The sequence below is a fragment of the Streptomyces sp. NPDC048142 genome (genome assembly GCF_043202835.1).
Classification (GTDB): Bacteria; Actinomycetota; Actinomycetes; order Streptomycetales; family Streptomycetaceae; genus Streptomyces.
Map to the genome: position 1 here is coordinate 87,548 of NZ_JBIDBC010000010.1, position 19,623 is coordinate 107,170.

18 protein-coding genes and 1 tRNA gene are annotated in these 19,623 nt (G+C 70.8%); 3 read left to right on the forward strand and 16 right to left on the reverse strand.

Annotated elements, in window-relative coordinates; all coding sequences use genetic code 11:
- Positions 1-138: 138 nt before the first annotated feature.
- The 7 genes from ACGF2Y_RS15695 to ACGF2Y_RS15725 form a co-directional block, all read right to left on the reverse strand.
- Entirely contained in the window at positions 139-792 is a 654-nt protein-coding gene (locus ACGF2Y_RS15695) for a class I SAM-dependent methyltransferase (RefSeq protein WP_392946957.1), read from the reverse strand.
- A 91-nt stretch (positions 793-883) separates the two neighbouring features.
- A complete protein-coding gene (locus tag ACGF2Y_RS15700) occupies positions 884-1,381 on the reverse strand; it encodes a hypothetical protein (RefSeq protein WP_392946959.1) in 498 nt (165 codons plus the stop codon).
- Positions 1,382-1,469: 88 nt separating this feature from the next.
- A complete protein-coding gene (locus tag ACGF2Y_RS15705) occupies positions 1,470-2,609 on the reverse strand; it encodes a hypothetical protein (protein WP_392946962.1) in 1,140 nt (379 codons plus the stop codon).
- On the reverse strand, positions 2,606-3,511 hold the full coding sequence (locus tag ACGF2Y_RS15710; protein WP_392946965.1) for a lactate dehydrogenase: 906 nt from the start codon (positions 3,509-3,511) through the stop codon (positions 2,606-2,608). Before ACGF2Y_RS15710 ends, ACGF2Y_RS15705 begins: the two co-directional genes overlap by 4 nt.
- Positions 3,508-4,761, reverse strand: coding sequence for a hypothetical protein (locus tag ACGF2Y_RS15715; RefSeq protein WP_392946967.1), 1,254 nt, complete (start codon positions 4,759-4,761; stop codon positions 3,508-3,510). The genes ACGF2Y_RS15710 and ACGF2Y_RS15715 overlap by 4 nt, the downstream gene beginning before the upstream one ends.
- 214 nt (positions 4,762-4,975) lie before the next feature.
- The gene (locus tag ACGF2Y_RS15720) at positions 4,976-5,260 is read right to left on the reverse strand and encodes a hypothetical protein (RefSeq protein ID WP_392946970.1); all 285 of its coding nucleotides are present in this window, start codon (positions 5,258-5,260) and stop codon (positions 4,976-4,978) included.
- A gap of 86 nt (positions 5,261-5,346) precedes the next feature.
- Entirely contained in the window at positions 5,347-5,880 is a 534-nt protein-coding gene (locus tag ACGF2Y_RS15725) for a hypothetical protein (RefSeq protein ID WP_392946973.1), read from the reverse strand.
- Positions 5,881-6,097: 217 nt separating this feature from the next.
- Here ACGF2Y_RS15725 and ACGF2Y_RS15730 point away from each other — a divergent pair, with 217 nt between their 5' ends.
- Positions 6,098-7,402 carry a helix-turn-helix domain-containing protein gene (locus tag ACGF2Y_RS15730; protein WP_392946976.1) on the forward strand — a complete coding sequence of 435 codons (1,305 nt, stop codon included), beginning with the start codon at positions 6,098-6,100 and terminating at the stop codon, positions 7,400-7,402.
- Here the strand turns inward: ACGF2Y_RS15730 and cutA are convergent.
- From cutA to ACGF2Y_RS15750, 4 genes are all read right to left on the reverse strand, one after another.
- Positions 7,399-7,722 (reverse strand): divalent-cation tolerance protein CutA, encoded by a 324-nt coding sequence (gene cutA, locus ACGF2Y_RS15735; RefSeq protein WP_392946978.1) that lies wholly within the window; start codon positions 7,720-7,722, stop codon positions 7,399-7,401. The two genes, ACGF2Y_RS15730 and cutA, sit on opposite strands and share 4 nt — an antisense overlap.
- Positions 7,723-8,071: 349 nt before the next feature.
- Entirely contained in the window at positions 8,072-8,422 is a 351-nt protein-coding gene (locus tag ACGF2Y_RS15740; RefSeq protein ID WP_392946981.1) for a hypothetical protein, read from the reverse strand.
- 166 nt (positions 8,423-8,588) lie between these two features.
- Positions 8,589-9,569 carry a hypothetical protein gene (locus ACGF2Y_RS15745; protein ID WP_392946984.1) on the reverse strand — a complete coding sequence of 327 codons (981 nt, stop codon included), beginning with the start codon at positions 9,567-9,569 and terminating at the stop codon, positions 8,589-8,591.
- A 99-nt stretch (positions 9,570-9,668) separates the two neighbouring features.
- Positions 9,669-9,754 (reverse strand) — tRNA-Leu (locus tag ACGF2Y_RS15750).
- A 656-nt stretch (positions 9,755-10,410) separates the two neighbouring features.
- Between ACGF2Y_RS15750 and ACGF2Y_RS15755 the strand changes: the two genes are divergently transcribed.
- A complete protein-coding gene (locus ACGF2Y_RS15755; protein WP_215107609.1) occupies positions 10,411-11,181 on the forward strand; it encodes an ABC transporter ATP-binding protein in 771 nt (256 codons plus the stop codon).
- 122 nt (positions 11,182-11,303) lie between these two features.
- Positions 11,304-13,838, forward strand: coding sequence for an ABC transporter permease (locus tag ACGF2Y_RS15760; protein ID WP_392946988.1), 2,535 nt, complete (start codon positions 11,304-11,306; stop codon positions 13,836-13,838).
- A gap of 126 nt (positions 13,839-13,964) precedes the next feature.
- Here the strand turns inward: ACGF2Y_RS15760 and ACGF2Y_RS15765 are convergent, their stop codons facing one another.
- From ACGF2Y_RS15765 to ACGF2Y_RS15785, 5 genes are all read right to left on the reverse strand, one after another.
- Positions 13,965-15,326 (reverse strand): class I SAM-dependent methyltransferase, encoded by a 1,362-nt coding sequence (locus ACGF2Y_RS15765; protein ID WP_392946991.1) that lies wholly within the window; start codon positions 15,324-15,326, stop codon positions 13,965-13,967.
- A gap of 339 nt (positions 15,327-15,665) precedes the next feature.
- Positions 15,666-17,051, reverse strand: a complete 1,386-nt coding sequence (locus ACGF2Y_RS15770) for an NAD(P)/FAD-dependent oxidoreductase (RefSeq protein ID WP_392946993.1) — start codon at positions 17,049-17,051, stop codon at positions 15,666-15,668.
- Positions 17,052-17,540: 489 nt separating this feature from the next.
- Positions 17,541-18,494, reverse strand: a complete 954-nt coding sequence (locus ACGF2Y_RS15775; protein ID WP_392946996.1) for an exopolyphosphatase — start codon at positions 18,492-18,494, stop codon at positions 17,541-17,543.
- Positions 18,491-19,033, reverse strand: coding sequence for a DUF501 domain-containing protein (locus tag ACGF2Y_RS15780; protein WP_392946999.1), 543 nt, complete (start codon positions 19,031-19,033; stop codon positions 18,491-18,493). Before ACGF2Y_RS15780 ends, ACGF2Y_RS15775 begins: the two co-directional genes overlap by 4 nt.
- Positions 19,034-19,114: 81 nt before the next feature.
- Complete coding sequence (locus tag ACGF2Y_RS15785; RefSeq protein ID WP_392947002.1) at positions 19,115-19,594, reverse strand: septum formation initiator family protein; 480 nt, start codon at positions 19,592-19,594, stop codon at positions 19,115-19,117.
- Positions 19,595-19,623: the final 29 nt, after the last annotated feature.

The following is a 19,623-nucleotide window of genomic DNA, read 5'->3' on the forward strand; positions in this document are numbered from 1 at the left end:
GCCAGACCCAGCCAGGGAAAGCCGGAGGGGGCCAGACGGGCCCCCGTGCGCCAGATGGCACACGGCTTGGCGCACCCCCGGAAACGGCGAAGGCCCGGCAGTCACCTGCCGGGCCTCCATCTGCACACGGGTGACGGGTCAGCGGCGAGCGGTCACCAGGAGCGTGCCGATGTGCCCGGCCGTCGGCGCGTCGAGGACCCTGGCATCGACGTCACGGAACCCCGCCGCCTCCAGAAGGTCGGTCCAGCCGCGCGGAGTGTAGCTGTACCGGTAGGTGTACATCGCCTTCCCGGCGAACCCGCCCTTGTACATGCCCTGCGGCCCGTACGCCCCGGGGATCGCCGGAGGATGGGAGAACGCGAACACCCCGCCCGGCCGGAGGCGCTCGGCGACGAGCGCGAGCAGCCGCTCCGGGTCGGTGAACCAGACCGCGCCGAAGATCGAGTAGACGGCGTCATAGGTCGTCTCGTCGGCGGCGAGTGTCTCCAGCACCTCGCCGCAGACGAAGTCGGCCCCCGTGCCGGCCCACCGGGCGGTCACCTTCTTCACCATCGCCGGCGACAGGTCGATGCCCGTCGCCTTGACCCCGCGCCCGGCGAGGAAGGCGAGCGCCCGGCCGGTACCGCAACCGATCTCCAGCGCGGTCGCCGGATCGCCGAGGAGTTCCGGCCCCGGGCCGTGCCCGGGGTACTGCGTCCAGCAGAAGACGGGTTCCATGTCGTCCTTGAACGCGCTGGCGGCATAGGTGTCCCACAGCTCGGTCTCGGCTGCGATGTCGTGTCGTGCGGGCACAGTGCCTCTCTCGATGCGTTGCCGGGGAAGGCCCCTGCCCTCCGCACGGGCGGAGGGCAGAGGCCAGCGTAGGGGGACCGTAGCCCCCGGATCAGTGGCTGTCGGGCGCCTTGCTGTCACACGGCGAGCAGTCCGCCCCGTCGATCGCCCACAGCTCCTCGTCGACGTCCCAGCCGTCAGCCGCGAGGAAGTCCGCGGTACGCAGGCACAGGCCGTCGCTCCGCCGCTGGATGAACGGGGCGTGATGCTTGTACGCCCCGCCGTTGTGGACCTTGCAGAGCGCGAAGTACACAGGGGTGTCGAGGATCAGCTGATGCACCCCGATGTCGACGAGCTTGCCGACGCCCAGGTGGACGTCCGGGTTCTCCATGGCGCACACCGTGTACGCCACGGCCTGGCCGAGGATCCTCTCCGCCATGTTCCGCACCATGGTGTTGTCCCGGAGTAGGAGGGCGATCTCCCGGTCCCACAGGGGTCCGCCGTCCGCGACGTTGATCGTCAGGTGCTCGATGTGCGGCGCCAGTGCGTTGAGGATCTGTTCCGGGTCGCTGGTACGGGCGAGGGTGGGCGGCTGAGCTGCGATGGTCATCCTGTCCTCCGTCGATCGTCGGGTGGTGCGATGGAACCCCTCACCCCGGTCGACCGGGGTGAGGGAGTCTGCTCGGCCGGGCCGGGTATCAGATCGCCTCGGCGGCCTTCCGGAGCGCGGCGGCGCTCGCATCGACGTCGTGGCTCAGCCGGACCGCATGATGCGGCAGCAGAGCGAGCCGGGCCGACACCTCATCCCGGGCGCTTCGCCGCCCGCCGCCGTCCACACCCCCGGCCAGCTCGAAGACGTCGGGGTACCGGTCCTCGGTGGTACCGCTCATGAAGTCGCCGTCCCCCAGCACGGGGACCGGGCCGTCGACCAGGTCGGGCGAGGCGTCTGCGTCGACCCGGGGGAAGAGGAGCGCGGCCGCGCGGCCGCCGGTGGCCAGCTTCACCCCGAACAGGCTCGTGAACTGGTCCGGGAACACCTGGACCTTCCGCTCCCTCCGCTTCCCGGTCTCCCACAGCGGCGTGAAGTCCCCGGCGAGGAGAGCCGTCGTCACCGCGTCGTGCTGCGTCGGGTGGAAGTTCCCGCCGTCCTTCACGTGGCCGCGCGCCGCACCGCCCCACCCCAGCGAGTCCAGCAGGCCGAGGCCGACAGCAGCAGCAGACGGCCACGGCACCGCCTCCACCCCCTGCTCGCCGGTAGGCCGGACCAGCACCCTGTCGTTGGCCAGGAGCTGCCACCCGGAGGCGGCGAGGAGCATGGCCGTCGTCGTCTTCCCCGCGCCCTTCCCTCCGAACGCCAGCAGCGTCGCCCCGTCCTCCGGGCGCACGACCGCCGAGGCATGGAGCACCGCCCAGCCGTCTTGCAGGAGCTGACCCCGGATCACCTCGCGGGCCAGGCGCGCGGCGGCGAGCGACAGCTCCATGGCACCGACGCCGGAGAGGGTGAGCCGCCCGGAGGCCGGGCTGCTTCGGTACGCGATGGCCTCGTCCGGCGACGTCGCGATGATGTCCTCACCGTCCCGGGCGACGAGCATCCGGTGCCGCGCGTACTCGACCTCGTCCGTGTGCCGCCCGTCGTGAACGAGGAGGGTCAGCGCGGCGTACGCCTCCGGGTCGACATCGGCGGCGAGGACAGCGCCCGCGCACACCGAGGAGGCCTCAACCGAGGAGGCGTTCCACCACTGGCCGAAGTACCGGGCCGACCAGTCCGTCACCTCCGCCCGGTTGCTCATGACGGTGACAGCCGCAGCAGCGGCCTCCAGCCGGGTAGCGGTGATCATGCGGGGATCCTCTCGGTCGGGGCAGGCAGATGGGTGTAGGCGTCGCGGAGACTGCTCGCGGCAGAGTCCAGACACAGAAGCTCGTGACGAGTGAGCGAGGGCAGGCACGGGGTGGCCGTACCCCCGGTGAAGCGCATCGGGACGCCGAGCCACACGTCCCCGTACGGAACAGTCAGCTCCTCGACGCCGTCGGCCAGGCCGAGGACCTTGCGGAGCGTCGACAGCACTGCACCGGCCGGACCGCAGCGCGTACGCCCTATCCCGGCCCGGATCAGCGCCGGTCGCCGCTGGAGTTCTTCCGCGACCGCGCGGGCCGGGGCGGGCACCGGGCGGCCGTCGACCGTCGTCGTGGACAGGCACAGGACCGCACGGTCGCCGTGCTCCCCGATCACGTGGCCCTGGACCCGCTCCGGGGAGATCCGCGCCCACTCGGCGAGGATCAGCCGGTACCGCGCCGAGTCGAGGTTGGAGCCGATCCCGTAGACGCGGGCGCACCCGGACACCTCGGCGAACCGGCGGGCCATCAGGTCCACCGGGTTCGTCACGACGAGGACGCTCCCGCCGTACCCGTGGAGCTCGCCCGCCAGGTCGCTGATCGCGGGCGCGTTCGCCACGGCACCACCACGGCGGACGTCGCGGGCCTCGGTGTTCGTGAAGTCCGTGCGCAGGGCGACCACCACGGCGTCGCACCCGTGGAGGTCCGCGGTACTCCCGGCCTCGACCTGGGTGTGCGAGCGGGCGGACAGGGCGAGGTCCTGGAGGTCGGCGACCAGGCCGCGTGTCTGCTCCTCGCGCCTGGACACGACGACGAGCCGCCCGGGGAGCGCCACCGACACCAGGCCGGCCGCCAGCACCTGGCCGACCGCGCCCGCGCCGACGACTCCTACCACCGGCCCGGTCACCGCAGGTCCCACGCGGTGTGCTCGACCTCGCTGAAGATGGCGTCAATCAGCCCGACCCCGGTCATCGACCCGATGAGGAGGCCACTGGCCCGGTCCGCGACCGTCGCGACCCGCAGCCCATGCGACACCAGCGTCCGCTGATGAGCTGACAGCGGGAAGCCCGACGGCGCGCTCAGGCACGACGTCAGGTAGTTCATGGTGTCCATCAGCCACAGGATCATCACCTCCCGCAGCCGGTCAGTCCGCTGCGCTTTCGGCAGCGCCGCGACGTGCCTGTTCAGCGTGGCCATCACTCCCTGCGTGATCTGCTGCTCGGCTCGCAGCTCGTGATGGCACAACGCCAGCAGCAGCGTCCGCCCGCAGACCTTCGCCACGTCAACCTGCGGCCCGGACGCCCACTGGAGCGCCGGGTCGATGAACGTCAGCCGGTGGCCGCCCAGATAGACATGCTCGGGCTTGAGGTCACCGAACACCGCAGTCCGCTGCCGGGGAGAGAGCGCCGTCGCGAGCCGCAGCAGTCGGCGTACCGCGTTCGCGACGAGGTCGACGACGACCAGGCGCTCATCCTCGTCAAGCCCGCTGTCCCGGCCGAGGCCGGCGACGTACCCGGCGGCGGCCGGGCCCTTGAACTTCCGGCAGAAGACGTCGACGATGTTCCGCTCGTTTATCGGCCACGTCCCCCGCAGATACCCCGCCCCCGCCTCGCTGTGCAGCTCCCTCAGCGACAGCAGGACCGTGTCGAGTAAGGCCGACGTGTCCCACGGGCGCACGGCGATCTCCTCCGCGATCGTCATCCCCGGCACAGACCGCGTGAACAGGACGCCGGCGCGGAACCCGGCCGTCTCCGCCACCCGGGGCCGGCCAATCTCCCGCAGGGCCTCCAGATGCTGGTACTCCCGGCGAGTCACCGAGTCGGCGCTCCTGATGTACGCGGGCTGCGCCTCCAGTACCTCGTCCAGCGTCCCCCGCGCGCCGTGCAGGATCGACACCAGCGACGAACTCAACCAGCTGTACTTCGCGTACAGCTCCTCGCCGTCGACCGTCACCGGGCAGACGTACGACGTGACGCTCGGGCACTGCGGCCCAAGGACCACGTTCCGGCCCGGCCACAGGTCATCGACCGTGAGGGCAATCGCATGCCTACTCGCCTCATACAGCTGCTCGGCGTCCACCACTGTGGCCCCGCTCGTGGTCAGCGTCATCAACCCCTCCGTTCTCGGATTGCGTTCAGATGTCGGCAGCCAGGTCACGTCGGCCCGTCCTGGGAGATCCCGAGGCAGAGCGCCCCGAGGAGCGACGCCAGAGCCACCCAGTACAAGACCTGCGCCGTGCGCTCACTCATCGGGCTTGACCTCCAGGCCGACCGTGGCCCACACGCGCTTCCCCCACGGCAAGGGGTCAACGCCCCACCGGCCGCCGCTCAGCGCCTCCACGATGTCCAGGCCCCGCCCGGACTCCTGATCGTCACCGGCGGCGCGAACAGCCGGACGGTCCTTCGACAGGTCGACCATCGCGACCCGCACCCGCCCCGAGCCGGGTCACCGTCACCCGGACCGAGTCCCGCTGCGCGTGCAGGACGGCGTTCGCCACCAGCTCACTCACGACCAGCTCGGCCGCGTCCTGGACGTCGGGGAACCCCCACACATCCAGCGCCAGGCGCCCCAGGCGCCGAGCGCAGTGCGCGGAAGCGGCGGCCCTCGGCAGCGTCTCGGTGTACGCAGGCATCGGGCCCGCCCCTGTCTCGATCATGACGAGCGCTCCGATCCGTCTGGATGAGCGTCTGCGGACAGCCGGAGTCGATGCCCCGGGTGCGGGCACGCGCAGAAGTGTCAGCATCACGGCCGCTTCCCCAAGGTGGCGGTGAGGACACCGTGGCCCTGGCCGATGAGCATGGCGAGAGGCCCCGGGTCGCACAGCACCCCGGGGCCGTCCAAGGGCACCACCCACCACGAACGCCCGTGATCGGGACTCGTGCACCCCGGGGCCGGCACCTCAAGCGCGGCCCTGCGGTGGTTCGCCACCGACCCGGGCACGCTCCACGTCATGGTTACGGACCCCGGAACGAGGGCGACGTATCCGGCCTCGCGGCCGAACTTCTGCTCGGCGTAGAAGACGGGGCCGCCACCCAGGCGCTTCCGCAGCGGACCGGCGCACTGCTCCGGGTCGTCGAGGAGCAGCGCGGCGTGCACCACGGCGGCCCGGACGATCACCGCGCCGAACAGGACGCCGGGCGTCAGGAACGTGGTGCCGCAGTCGGCCCAGTCCAACCGCACCCGCCGGACCGACGGGGCGGCGGCCAGCAGCCAGTGCTCGCCAGCGAGCACCCGCTCCCTCCCGAGCGAGACGCCGTTTCCAGTCAGATCAGTCATCGCGTCAACTCCGCGACACTGCAATGGGTACCCTCACGCACGGCGACTCCTAGTCAGTCGTCGCCCCGGGCAGGCGGGCGTAACCGCTCCCGGGGCCTTGGCGTCCGAGAGTCCTTTTTCGGCGAATGCCCCGCCTGCCCCTCGCGGGTATACCCATGATGGGTACACCACGCGGACGCCCCCCGCGCACAGTGGGACGAGCAGGCAGGAGATCCGCATGACCTACCAGCCGCCGACAGCTCTACCGCGCGACCTCATCGACGAGGAGGAGATGCATCGCGCGCTGGTAGGCCACGATTTCGGAGCTGTGTTCCGTCTGGCACGCGACCGCGCTGGCATCTCGTTCTCCAAGATCGCCACCGAGTGCGACATCAAGCCGAACCGGGTGGGGGAACTCGCCAAGGGCCGCGGGCGCATCACGACCTTCGAGAAGATCGTCCAGATCGCCGACGCTTTACGCGTCCCGGGACAGGTCCTGGGCCTGGCCCCTCGCCCATGGGAAGCGGACTCTCCTGGTCACTCCAGTGAAGAGATCGGACCCTCAGTGCGACGCCGAACCATCCTCCAGGCAGCTACCGCTACCGGCCTTGCGGCGGCGCTCCCCGCCCTGCACAGCCCAGAGCCACCAAGCCGAATCACCCCGGGCTACATCGAGGAACTGCGCGCACGGGCCGCCCGTCTCCGGCGTCTCGACATCTACCTCGGCGGCGGCGACACCTACCGGGTGTACCTCGCAGAGGTCCAGCGCATGAAGTCCCTCCTGCGTGGCGCCGTCTTCACCGACGACGCCCGCCAGAGAGCAACCGCGCTCCTCGCCGAGCAGGCCCAGCAAGCGGGATGGTCCGCATTCGACGGCGGACGCACACGGGAGGCGGCAGACCTGTACGAGGAGAGCCGAGACCTCGCGCGCGAAGCCAGCGACCCGGACCTCTACGGCAACGCCCTCGCGTTCCTCGCCTACAAGATCGGCCCCGACGACCGGCAGGCCGCTGTCGCCGTCGCCGAGGCATCCTGCACCACGATCACGGCCCGCACCCCGTCCACCGTCCGCGCGCTACTGCACGAGCGCCACGCCTGGGCCTGCGCAGTCGACGGCCAGGTCGCCGGAACCGAGCGCGCACTGGAGGCGGCCCGCGAAGCCCTCGACAGCGCACAGGACGGCGAGCCCCAACCCGACTGGGCGGCCTGGGTCGACGACGTCGAGCTGGACATCATGACCGGCCGCTGCTGGACGGAGCTGCGGCGCCCCCTCCGCGCAGTACCTGCCCTCACCCGCGCACTCGGCCAGTACAGCGACGACAACGCGCGCGACAAGTCGCTGTATCTGTCCTGGCTGGCACAGGCCTACCTCACCGCCGACGAAGTCGAGGTGGCCGCACAGCACGTCCACCGCGCGGCCGCCCTCGCCCGGGGCGTCGCCTCTCAACGCCCGGCGCAACGTCTCGTCCCGCTCATCAACCACCTACGTCCGCATGCCGGCCTCCCCGCAGTCCGCGAACTCCTGGAAAGCACCGCCGCCTAGGAGCGCGCCACTGACTCCCGAATCCAGTCGAGGCACCGGTCTGCACCCTCGACGATCGGCACGGCGCACAGCTCCGGATTGTCCCAAGGGTGCCGCTCCAAGAGATGCGCCTCCAGCTCGGCGTACCGCTCCGTCGTCGTCTTCAGGAGGAGCTGCCACTCCTCGCCGGTGCCGTACTCCCCGAGGTGCCAGAAGACGCTGACGACGGGCCCCACAATCTGGGCACCAGCAGCCAAGCGCTCCTTAACAGCCCCGCCTGCAAGAGTGACCGCTTCGTCCCTCGTCGCGGTGGCCGTGGATACCTGCACGCAATCAGTCATGGCCCGGAGCCTACGAGAGCCGACCCCGTTGGTCTGCCGGGCCCGCGAAGACGCCCCACTCGGCCCGAGCGGGGCGTCTTCGCGGGCCCAAAGCAGCAAACTTCTTGGACAAACACCACGCTACGCGGAGCCACTGACACCGGCCCCGGGCAGTAGCGAGCCCGGCCGCTCTCGGGGGAGGGGGCGGCCGGGCTCGTCCACAACCGCGATCGGAGCATCACGGTCCGGACCGCTACCAACGGGAGAAGCAGCCCGTACCACCAGGATTCACCACAGGGGTGATCGGACGCAGGCGAAACGCGGAAGTCGGGCGGCCCGCTCCCGCAGTCGTGGAGCGGGACGCCCGGTCTCAGGACGGCGGCGGTAGCCGTCGGGCAGGGGCGGCACGGTCCGGGCACAGGTCCACCAGTCGCCGGTTCACCTGGTCGACCGCGTCCCGCAGGCTGCCCCCGTCGTTCGGGTGCAGCTCGTGCTCGACGCCCAGCAGCCGGGCCTCGATTGCGGATACCCGCTCCATCAACCCCGGCCGGGCCGGGGCACCAGGACGCCCCTCCTCGCCGCACCAGTCGCCCATGAAGTCATCCATCCGCCGTACGGTCCGGACGATACCCCGCCCGACTCGCCACAGCGCCGCACCGATGCCGCCGAGGACCGTCAGCGCGCCACCCCACACCAACACCGTTACCCGGGCGGCGCCCACGGAACCCGAGGTACTCCTGCCACCGCGAATACCCGGACAGCGCCGCCAGCCCGTAGTGCCCATCCCCGTACGCCTTCGCCAACAGCCCCTCGTTGATCAGGGCGGCCTCGACGATCCGCACACCCGGGTACGTCACCCGGGAGTCCTTCCGCCCCGGATCGCTCAGCTACACCCAACGCCCACCGTTCGGGCCCTGGTACAGCAGGTCACCGTGAGGCATCCCGAGAAGGCCACGCCCGACCATCCGCGCCCACGTCACCCCGTCGACTCTCAAAGAGCGCCTGGAGCGCTTCGGCTTGGGCTCGCCGAGATAGTGACCCTTCTCCGTCGACCGCTTCCACGCCCGCGCGATCCGCATGTGCGGCTTCCCGTCCGCGCGCTGCTCCGGAGGCGTCAGGTGCCTCCGGGCGACCGCGGTGATCTCCCCCCAGCGGGCACCCATCGCGTACTTGTCCCGCACCAGCTGCGCACCACCCTCCGATGGCATGTGCGACGCGATCCCCTCGACCTCCTCGGGGGTCATGAACTCCATCTCTTCGCCGCCGCCGTCGTCGTCCTCGTCCAGGCCGTCATCGTCGAGCCGGGGCAGGCGCGTCAGCGCGCACGGGTTCCGCAGCCTCAGCGGCGGCTCCTCAAGGACGGCCTCCTGGAGGATGCTGGACAGCAGCCCGTGGAGGTTCTTCACCGTCTTGGGTGCCATCAGCTTCCGTTTCGACCCGCGCCAGACGTGGGTGGCCGCCAGCTCGTTCACCCAGGCCCCGATCGTGGCCTTCGAGAAGTGATCGGTGGACCGGACGTCGCAGTTCCGGAACGTCGGCAGGATGTAGGTCTCCAGCTCCTTCACGATCGCGCCCCGGTAGCGGCCCTCGATCCCGGTCCGGTTCTCGATGGACTCCCGGGCGTACGCCTCGAAGAGGAACCGGGCCTCGTCCTCCGACCCCGGGGCGATGTACCCCTTGCCCTTCACCCAGCCCGGGGGCCACTGCTGCGCGTTGTCGTTCACCGCGTCCCGGAAGACCTCCGCAGAGGTCACGTCGAGGAACCACTCGCCCTGCCAGTCGCCGTTGCGGGTCCCGCCCAGGCGCCATTTCACCCGGTAGCCGGTCGCCTCTCCGGCCTTGTTCTCCACTGGATCCACGTATGCCATACACACAACGCAGTCAGCGTGCGCCAGGTGTGCGCCAGAAACCAAGAAACTACCCGGCGGTAGCGGGTCATCACCCCTGGTCACGCACAGTGCGGCGCGTGGTGCCCGGAGCCGGACTCGAACCGGCACGCCCCCGAGGGGCAGCGAGGTTTAAGCTCGCCGTGTCTGCGTTCCACCATCCGGGCGTGCCGCGCGACTCCGCGTTCGGCTACCGACCCTATCCGGGGAGATCCCTCGATCAGCGGAACAGTGGCGCGATGTTGTCTTATTTTATTGACCGCTTGAGGGTCCGTCAGCACATGCGGCCGGGCTGACCACACGCCCACGGCCGATCGTGGGCGGTCGGCACACCACCCGGGAATGACGGAAAGTCGCCGCACTCGGACGGCCCAATGCGCCAGGTCCGCGCCAGGCTTCGCCAGGGCATCCGCCACCCTCGGCTCCGGCGCCGCTCCGGCCCCCGATCCTGCGCCGCTCCGACCTCCGGTCCAGCGCCGCTCCAGGAGGACCTGCCCGCCCTCGCGACGCCCGCCGTCGCGACGCCCGTCGCGATGCCCACCCCGGCGGCTGCCGCGGCGCTCCCACCCGCGTCCATGCGCTCACGCCGGGTGACCGTGAAGCGGCGGCCACGACTCCGGTCAGGGTCGGTGTCATACCCGAGGAGGACGAACCCACGCCGGTGATGCGACTCAAGACGGCCACGGGAACGGGCATCGGGAGGGACGCCCCGGCGCGATCGGGACGTAACGATGGAGTAAGTCCCCGAGGCATGGCGTGAGCGCCCGCCTCAGCACGGCCCCCGTGTCCGAGCATCCGCGTCATCCGAACCAGGAGCGTCCCTGTGACCACCACCCCCACCGTTCACCGCGCCACCGCGGTGGCTGCCCGCGCCACGGAGCTGTCGAAGGTCTACGGCGAGGGCGAGACGCAGGTCGTCGCCCTGGACCGGGTGACCGTGGACTTCCCGCAGGGCGAGTTCACGGCGATCATGGGCCCCTCGGGCTCCGGCAAGTCGACGCTGATGCACTGCGTCGCCGGGCTCGACAGCTTCAGCAGCGGTTCGGTGCGCATCGGCGAGACCGAGCTGTCCACGCTGAAGGACAAGCAGCTCACGCAGTTGCGCCGGGACAAGATCGGCTTCATCTTCCAGGCGTTCAACCTGCTGCCGACGCTCACCGCGCTGGAGAACATCACCCTGCCGATGGACATCGCGGGCCGTAAGCCGGACGCCGCGTGGCTGCAGAAGGTGATCGACATGGTGGGGCTGTCGGAACGGCTGAAGCACCGCCCGACCGAGCTCTCCGGCGGTCAGCAGCAGCGTGTCGCCGTGGCCCGCGCCCTGGCCTCGCAGCCCGAGATCATCTTCGGTGACGAGCCGACCGGAAACCTGGACTCCCGCTCCGGCGCCGAGGTCCTCGGCTTCCTGCGCAACTCGGTACGCGAACTGGGCCAGACCGTGGTGATGGTCACGCACGACCCGGTGGCCGCCTCCTACGCGGACCGGGTCATCTTCCTCGCGGACGGCGCGGTCGTCGACCAGATGATGCACCCGACCGCCGACGGGGTCCTCGACCGGATGAAGGCGTTCGACGCGAAGGGCCGTACGAGCTGACGTCGCCGGCGGCCGGCCGACACGGCCGCCGCACCAGCTGACGCGGGCGCCCGCCACACCCCGGCCGCCGCCTCCGCGCGTCCCCGCCCCCACTTCCGGAACCCATCCCAGGACACACAGACATGTTCCGTACCGCCCTGCGCAATGTGCTCGCGCACAAGGCCAGGCTGCTGATGACCGTGCTCGCCGTCATGCTCGGCGTAGCGTTCGTCTCCGGCACCCTGGTCTTCACCGACACCCTCGGCAACGCCTTCCGCAACCAGTCCGCCAAGAGCTACGACGATGTCGCCGTCGCCGTGGAGACGTACGCCGGCGGGCGCGACGAGAAGACCCCCGGTATCGACGACGCCACCCTGGAGAAGATCCGGGGCCTGGACGGCGTGACCTCAGCCACCGGGCGGGTCTCCGGCTTCGCCGGGGTCGCCGACCCGGACGGCAAGCTGATCGGCAACGGCTGGTCCAACACCGGCGCGAACTTCGCCCCCGGCAAGGACGGCAAGGACGCGAGTTACGCCTTCACCGACGGCTCGGGCCCGGCGCGGAACGGCTCGGTCGCGCTCGACAAGGACACCGCGAGCAAGGGCGAGTACAAGGTCGGCGACCCGGTGCGGGTCGCCACCAACGGCCCGGTGAAGGAGTACACCCTCTCGGGGATCTTCACCACCGAGGACGGCGCGGTCAACGCGGGCGGCAGTCTCGTGCTGTTCGACACCGCGACCGCCCAGCAGCTCTACCTGAAGCCCGGCGTCTTCCAGGGCGCCACCGTCACCGCGGCGGACGGTGTCTCCGACCAGAAGCTGCTGGACGCGATCGTCCCCCTGCTGCCGAAGGAGGCGACCGCGCAGACCGGTCAGGCGCTGGCGGACCAGCAGGCGAAGGACATCGAGAACGGAATGGCCGGCCTCAACGGCATGCTGCTGGCCTTCGCGGGCATCGCGCTGTTCGTCGGCATCTTCCTCATCGCCAACACCTTCACCATGCTGATCGCCCAGCGGACCCGTGAGCTGGCCCTGATGCGGGCCATCGGAGCCACCCGCCGCCAGATCAAGCGCTCGGTGCTGCTGGAAGCGGCCGTCGTCGGCACGATCGCCTCCGTCATCGGCTTCGCCCTCGGCCTCGGCCTCGCCACCGGCCTGCGCTCCGCGATGGGCCTCCTGGGCGGCAAGATCCCCGCCGGCCCGCTGGTCGTCTCGCCGACCGCCGTCCTCTCCGCCTTCGCGGTCGGCATCCTGATCACCGTGATGGCCGCCTGGCTGCCCGCCCGCCGGGCCGCGAAGATCGCCCCGGTGGCCGCGATGAGCAGCGTGCACGCCACCGCCTCCACCAAGTCCCTGGTCGTACGGAACTCCATCGGCGGCGCGATCGCCCTGCTCGGCTCCGCGGGAATCATCGGCGGCGCGGCGGCCGGCGGTTCGCCCGGCAGGCAGCTGGTCGCGGGCGGCGCGTTCTTCGCCCTGATCGGCGTCATCGTCCTGATCCCGCTGCTCTCGCGCCCGGTCATCGCCCTGGTCCGGCCGCTGCTGAAGAAGCTGTTCGGCGTCTCCGGGAAGCTGGCCTCGCAGAACGCGGTCCGCAACCCGCGGCGCACCGGAGCCACCGCCTCCGCGCTGGCCATCGGGCTGACCCTGGTCACCGGCATCTCGGTGCTCGGCGTCACCCTCGGCCAGGCCATCGACAAGATGACCACGGACGACATCAAGGCCGACTACATGGTCTCGATGGCCAGCGGCGACGCGCTCGACGAGTCCGCGCTCAAGGCCCTGGCGAAGGCCGACGGCGTCGCCGCGCTCTCCCCGCAGCAGGCGGCCTGGTTCGAGGTCGACGGTGCATACCAGTCCGCCTCCGGCGTCACTCCGGGCGACGTGGAGAAGGTCTTCTCGCTGAGGACCGTCTCCGGTTCGCTCGGCTCGCTGAAGGACGGCCAGGTCGCGGTCGGCGCCAAGACCGCGAAGTCCAACGGCTGGAAGACCGGCGACACGCTTCCGGTGAAGTTCGACGACGAGAAGAAGGGCGAAGTGACGGTCGGGGCCGTCTACGAGGAGAACGAGTTCCTCTCCACCTTCCTCATCCCGAAGGAGATGGCGGACGAGCACAGCGCCGCCTCGCGCCCCGACATCCGCGAGATCTGGATCAAGACGGACGGCGGCGCGAGCAAGGCCAACGAGCAGTCCATCGTGGACGCGCTCGGCGACAACCCGGCGATGAGCGTCATGGACCGGCAGGACATCCGTGACATGTTCGGCGGCTTCATCAACACCGCCCTGAACATCATGTACGGGCTGCTCGCCATGGCCCTGCTGATCGCGGTCCTCGGGGTCGTCAACACCCTCGCGATGTCGGTGTTCGAGCGGCAGCAGGAGATCGGCATGCTCCGCGCGATCGGTCTCGACCGGGGTCGCGTCAAGCGGATGATCCGTCTGGAGGCCGTCGTCATCTCGGTCTTCGGCGCGGTGATCGGGGTCGGCCTCGGGGTCTTCCTCGGCTGGGCGATCGGTCAGACCCTGTCCGCCGACATCCCCGGATACGCCCTGGTCATCCCGTGGGACCGGCTCGGCCTCTTCCTGCTCCTGGCCGGCCTGGTGGGCGTCCTCGCCTCGCTGTGGCCCGCCCGCAGCGCCGCGAAGCTCAACATGCTGACGGCGATCAAGACGGAGTAGCCGCAGGTCCCGGGGCCGGGACGAAGGATCCACCGGACACGCCCAGGGGCCGGTGCACCGCTGGAGAGCGGTGCACCGGCCCCTCGCCCATGCCGTACGGGCACGGGTCAGGCCTCCGGGCCTCCGTTACGGGTACGGGTACGGGTCAGGCCTCCGGGCCTCCGTCCAGGCTCGGGCGCGCAGCGGCATCCGGGAGCCGCCGCCGTCCAGCGGGCGCACCGCGAGGATCTGGTTGACGCCGATCCTGTTGTGCTCGAAGGAGAGCGCCGACGCCGCCATGTACAGCCGCCAGACCCTGGCCCGGCCCGGGGAGGTGGCGCGTACCGCCCGCTCCCAGTGCTGCTCCAGGTTGGCCACCCACTGGCGCAGGGTCAGCGCGTAGTGCTCGCGCAGCGCCTGGACGTCCCGGGCCTCGAAGCCGGCTTCCTCCAGCGTGGCCAGGGTGCGGCCGACCGGGGCCAGCTCGCCGTCCGGGAAGACGTAGGCGTCGATGAACGCGTCGATGCGGTAGGCGTCCTCGTCCTTCTCGGGGCGGCGGGCGATCTGATGGTTCAGGAGGCGGCCGCCGGGCTTCAGGAGGGCGTAGAGGTCGTCCGCGTACTCCCGGTAGCGGACCGAGCCGACGTGCTCGGCCATGCCGATCGAGGAGATCGCGTCGTACGGCCCGGGTGGGGTATCCCCTGTCCGAGCGGAGCCGAGAGCTCGGGGAAGGACGTCCCGGTAGTCCTGGACGCGGATCTCGATCCGGTCGGTCAGCCCCTCCTCGGCGATGCGCTTGCGGGCGTGGGCGGCCTGTTCCCGGGAGAGGGTGATGCCGGTGACCTGCGCCCCGTACTCGCGGGCCGCGTGGATGGCCATCGAGCCCCAGCCGCAGCCGACGTCCAGGAGCCGGTCGCCCTCCTTCAGGCCGAGCTTGCGGCAGACCAGGTCGAGCTTGTCGCGCTGGGCGTCCTCCAGGGTCTCCCCGTCCTGCCAGTAGGCGCAGGAGTAGACCATCGAGGGGCCGAGCACCAGGGCGTAGAAATCATTGCCGACGTCGTAGTGGTGGCTGATGGCCTCCTTGTCGCGGCGCTTGGTGTGCAGCGGCCCGGTGCGCCGGCGCACCTCCTCGGCGGGCGGGGCGGGCGGCGGCCAGGGGCCCGCGAGGTCGAGGAGGCCGCGGGCGAAGGCGCGGACCTTGGGGTCGCGGACCGGGTGGACGGCGTCCTTGGCGTCGGCGCCGCGGTCCCAGAGCAGACCGGCCAGGTGGCCGAGCGCTTCGTACAGGTCACCCTCGATGTCGATCTCGCCGGCCACCCAGGCGCGGGCCAGGCCCAGTTCGCCCGGCTTCCACAGCAGCCGGCGCAGGGCGCGGCGGTGGCGGATCACCAGGACCGGGGCGCCGGGCGGCCCCGATTCGCTGCCGTCCCAGGCCCGGATCCGGACCGGCAGGGGTTCCGAGAGCAACTCTTCGGCAAGAGCGGTCAGCCGCGACGCGGCGTCGGCCATGGCGCACACCTCCGTGGTGTTTCCCCGACAAACACAACAAGCACAACAAGCACAATGCGTACAGACATGCTCGTAAACCCGCTGCCACACCCCTGTGCCGCAGCGAGGTACACCTGCGTCAACTCTCCTCGCACACTCCGTCATCCCGCTACCGGGCAACGAATCGGCAAAGCGCGTGCATATGCCATCCACATAGGCGGGAGCGGGCCGTCGTCACGGTCCGGGGCCCGGTCCGGGCCGCCGGCCGGATACGCCGAAGGGGCCGTCCGCACCACGGATGGCGGACGGCCCCTTCGGGCGTCGTACGGTGCGCCCCTCGCGGGGCGTCTCACCGGAGGGTCAGGAGGCCTTGGCCTTCTCGCCCTCCGTCTTGGCGGCGGCCGGAGCCGGGGCCGGCTTGGCGGCCTCGTAGAACTCCTCGCGCGGCGTCTCCATGGCGCCGAGGGAGACGACCTCACGCTTGAGGAACATCGCCAGCGTCCAGTCGGCGAAGATCCGGATCTTACGGTTCCAGGTCGGCATGGCCATGCCGTGGTAGCCGCGGTGCATGTACCAGGCGAGACGGCCCTTGAGCTTGATCTTCACCTTGCCCATGACGATCATCGCGACGCCCTTGTGCAGGCCGAGACCGGCGACCGCACCCTTGTTGGCGTGGCTGTACTCCTTCTGCGGGAAGCCCCGCATACCGGAGATCACGTTGTCGCCGAGGACCTTCGCCTGACGCAGCGCGTGCTGGGCGTTGGGCGGGCACCAGGCGTTCGGGTTGCCGGCGCGGCGGCCGACCATGTCCGGCACCTGGGCGTTGTCGCCCGCGGCCCAGATGTAGTCGGTGCCCTGCACCTGGAGCTTCTCGGAGGTGTCCACGTGACCGCGAGGACCGAGCGGCAGGCCGAAGCGGGCCAGTGCCGGGTTCGGCTTCACACCGGCGGTCCACACGATGGTGCTGGAGTCGACCTCCAGGCCGTTCTTCAGCACGACGTGACCGTCGACGCAGGAGTCCATCGAGGTGGAGAGGTAGATCTCCACGCCGCGGCTCTCCAGGTGCTCCTTGCCGTAGGCGCCCAGCTTCGGGCCGACCTCGGGAAGGATCTTGTCGGCGGCGTCGACGAGGATGAAGCGCATGTCCTCGCGCTTCACGTTGGTGTAGTACTTCACCGCGTCGCGGGCCATGTCCTCGACCTCGCCGATGGTCTCCGCACCGGCGAATCCGCCGCCCACGAAGACGAACGTCAGCGCCTTGCGGCGGACGTCCTCGTCGGTCGTGGAGTCAGCCTTGTCCAGCTGCTCCAGGACGTGGTTGCGCAGACCGATGGACTCCTCGATGCCCTTCATGCCGATGCCCTGCTCGGCGAGGCCGGGGATCGGGAAGGTACGGGAGACCGCGCCCATCGCGATGACCAGGTAGTCGAAGGGCAGCTCGTAGGCCTCGCCGACGAGCGGCGCGACCGTGGCGACCTTGCGGTCCTGATCGATGGTGGTGACACGACCGGTGAGAACCTCGGCCTTGGGCAGCACGCGTCGCAGCGGGACGACGACATGCCGAGGCGAGATGCTGCCGGCAGCAGCTTCGGGGAGGAAGGGCTGGTACGTCATGTACGACCGCGGGTCGACGACCGTGACGGTCGCCTCTCCGTATCGCATCTTCTTCAGAATGCGACGAGCTGCGTACAGGCCTACGTACCCACCGCCTACAACGAGGATCCTGGGACGCTCCGTGGTGCTCATGCCATCGAGTATCCACCCCGCCCCAGGGGGGTGCTCGTGAGCCCCTTCACAAGGATTGGGCGACCCTCTGCTACACTTCGCCGCCCACGTGACCCAGATCATGGGTACGAAAGGGAACCACGACACCGCGGGAGACGTTGTTCACCGCTTGTGAGCTGGCCCTTGACCCTTCGGGCGGGGTGAACCACCCCTCCCCTTCATGCGGACGCAACGCACCCGGAACGCGCGCGCCGCACCTCCGCATGGCCTCCGGGGCGACCAGTTCCGGCCCGATGGGCCCCAACTGCGACCAACCGGGCCCGATTCCTTGTGAAGAAGTTCACGAACTTTCTCGCGACGCGCCCCCGGAGGGGTCTCCCGAGCGGCTCCGGGGGGCCCGATCGGGGCTCAACGGTGCAGGTGACGATGCGATTGAGCGGGCCGCCGGAGGACTGCCCGCAGGGCTACGCGGCGCTCCAGGCGATCCCGTCGAGGATGTCGTCCAAAGCGCTACTGAGGGTCCTCTGCCGCATCCCAGGCAATCCCGTCGAGGATGTCGTGCTCGCTGACGACGACCTCGTGGGCTCCCGTCCGCTCCATCACGGCGAGCAGGACGAGCGCCCCCGCGCCGATCACGTCGACCCGGCCGGGGTGCATCACCGGGATCGCCGCGCGCTCCTCGTGGGCGGAGCGGAGCAGGTGTTCGGTGATCGCGCGGACCTGGCCGCGGGAGATCCGGGAGTGGTGGATGGCCTTGGAGTCGTACTCCGGCAGTTCCAGCGCGATCCCGGCGACCGTGGTGACGGTGCCCGCCAGGCCGACGAGGGTGCCGGCCCCCTTGAGCGGCACGGTCCGCTCGACGAGGTCGAGGGCGGCGTCGACGTCCGCGCGGATCGCGGCGGCCCGCTCGTGGCTGGGCGGGTCCATGACGGCCCCGTCCACGACCAGGTGGCGTTCCGTCATCCGTACGCAGCCGATGTCCACGGACCGGGCCGCCTCGACCCGGTCCGAGCCGAGGACGAACTCGGTGGAGCCGCCGCCGATGTCCACGACCAGATACGGCTTCGCCAGGTGGTCGCTGCCCGCCAGCTCCTTGGTGGCCCCGTCGAAGGAGAGCTGCGCCTCCTGGTCGCCGGTGATCACCTCGGGCTCGACGCCGAGGATGTCCCGGACCCCGGCCACGAACACATCGCTGTTCTCGGCGTCCCGGGAGGCGGAGGTGGCGACGAAACGGATCCGCTCCGCGCCCAGCTCCCGAACCGCCGTCGCGTACGCGCGGCAGGCGGCGAACGTCCGCTCCAGCGCCTCGGGGGCGAGCCGGCCGGTCCGGTCGACGCCCTGGCCGAGGCGGACGATCGTCATCCGCCGGTCCAGCTCGGTGAAGGCGCCGGTGGCAGGGTCCACATCGGCGACGAGGAGCCGGATGGAGTTCGTACCGCAGTCGACGGCGGCGACCCGGGTCATCCGTCCTGCCCTTCCGCGTCCACGGCGCACGGTGCGACACAGGGGCCCTTGGCCCACCACTCGGGCAGCATCGCGATGGCCTCGTCGCCCAGCGGGTTGACCCCGGGCCCGGCGGCCAGCGAGTGGCCGACCAGGACGTGCAGACACTTCACCCGGTCCGGCATACCGCCCGCGCTCGGGAAGCCCGTCAGGACCTCGATGGCGTCGCGGCGGGTGATGTAGTCCTCGTGCGCGGCCCGGTAGGCGTCGGCCAGCTCCGGGTCGGTCTCCAGACGGGCCGTCATCTCCTTCATGACCCCGTTGGCCTCCAGCGTGCCGATCGCCGAGGCCGCCCGGGGGCAGGTCAGGTAGTACGTCGTCGGGAACGGCGTGCCGTCCTCCAGACGGGGCTGGGTCTCCACCACGTCCGGGTTGCCGCACGGGCAGCGGTGCGCGATGGCGCGCAGGCCGCGCGGCGGGCGGCCGAGCTGCTGCTCGAACGCCGCGATGTCCGCGTCGGTGGGCTTGGTGGACTCGGTCTGCGGAGGGGGCGTTTCCATGCCTGCCTAGGTTCTGCTCGGAAGCTCGTCGAAAGCTCGTCGGAGGGAGTCGTCGGAGAGAAGGGGGTGCGTACGGGTCGGTCAGTCGCGGTCGTCACGGTCGGCGCTGTCCACGCCGCCCCAGAGGTTCGAGTGCCAGGGCCGGCCACTCGCGCCCGGTTCGCCGCGGCGGTCCTGGGCCGCGTCGGGGTCGGACACGGTGTAGCCGGTCTCCCCGGGGAGGACGTAATGGAGGTGCTGGCGGGCCAGCCGCATGACGTACGCGTCGTCCTGGAGCCGCGCCTTCTCGTCCCGCAGCTCCTCGGTGCGCCGCTCCGCCTGCCGCGAGAGCCGCTCCTGCTCGGCGATCTCGTCGCGCTGGGAGACGTACTGCCGCATCGGGTAGGCGAGCGCCACCACCAGGGAGCAGACCACCAGCGCCAGGAACGCGGCCCGGCCGGTGAGCCGGGAGCGGCGGGCCTGACGGCGGTTCTGGGATCGGTACACGCGGGCCGCGGTCTGCTCGCCGAACAGCCGCAGCCTGGTCGCGGTGGAGAACCGGTCGCGGTCCTTCCCGGCCATGTCTCCCGCCTCCCCGTTACACACGTCCG

Excerpts from the sequence above, each read along its gene's own strand:
- ACGF2Y_RS15700 (WP_392946959.1), bottom strand. The coding sequence starts at position 1,381 with ATGACCATCGCAGCTCAGCCGCCCACCCTCGCCCGTACCAGCGACCCG.
- ACGF2Y_RS15705 (WP_392946962.1), bottom strand. The coding sequence starts at position 2,609 with ATGATCACCGCTACCCGGCTGGAGGCCGCTGCTGCGGCTGTCACCGTC.
- ACGF2Y_RS15720 (WP_392946970.1), bottom strand. The coding sequence starts at position 5,260 with ATGATCGAGACAGGGGCGGGCCCGATGCCTGCGTACACCGAGACGCTG.
- ACGF2Y_RS15725 (WP_392946973.1), bottom strand. The coding sequence starts at position 5,880 with ATGACTGATCTGACTGGAAACGGCGTCTCGCTCGGGAGGGAGCGGGTG.
- ACGF2Y_RS15730 (WP_392946976.1), top strand. The coding sequence starts at position 6,098 with ATGACCTACCAGCCGCCGACAGCTCTACCGCGCGACCTCATCGACGAG.
- cutA (WP_392946978.1), bottom strand. The coding sequence starts at position 7,722 with ATGACTGATTGCGTGCAGGTATCCACGGCCACCGCGACGAGGGACGAA.
- ACGF2Y_RS15745 (WP_392946984.1), bottom strand. The coding sequence starts at position 9,569 with ATGGCATACGTGGATCCAGTGGAGAACAAGGCCGGAGAGGCGACCGGC.
- ACGF2Y_RS15760 (WP_392946988.1), top strand. The coding sequence starts at position 11,304 with ATGTTCCGTACCGCCCTGCGCAATGTGCTCGCGCACAAGGCCAGGCTG.
- ACGF2Y_RS15765 (WP_392946991.1), bottom strand. The coding sequence starts at position 15,326 with ATGGCCGACGCCGCGTCGCGGCTGACCGCTCTTGCCGAAGAGTTGCTC.
- ACGF2Y_RS15770 (WP_392946993.1), bottom strand. The coding sequence starts at position 17,051 with ATGAGCACCACGGAGCGTCCCAGGATCCTCGTTGTAGGCGGTGGGTAC.
- ACGF2Y_RS15775 (WP_392946996.1), bottom strand. The coding sequence starts at position 18,494 with ATGACCCGGGTCGCCGCCGTCGACTGCGGTACGAACTCCATCCGGCTC.
- ACGF2Y_RS15780 (WP_392946999.1), bottom strand. The coding sequence starts at position 19,033 with ATGGAAACGCCCCCTCCGCAGACCGAGTCCACCAAGCCCACCGACGCG.
- ACGF2Y_RS15785 (WP_392947002.1), bottom strand. The coding sequence starts at position 19,594 with ATGGCCGGGAAGGACCGCGACCGGTTCTCCACCGCGACCAGGCTGCGG.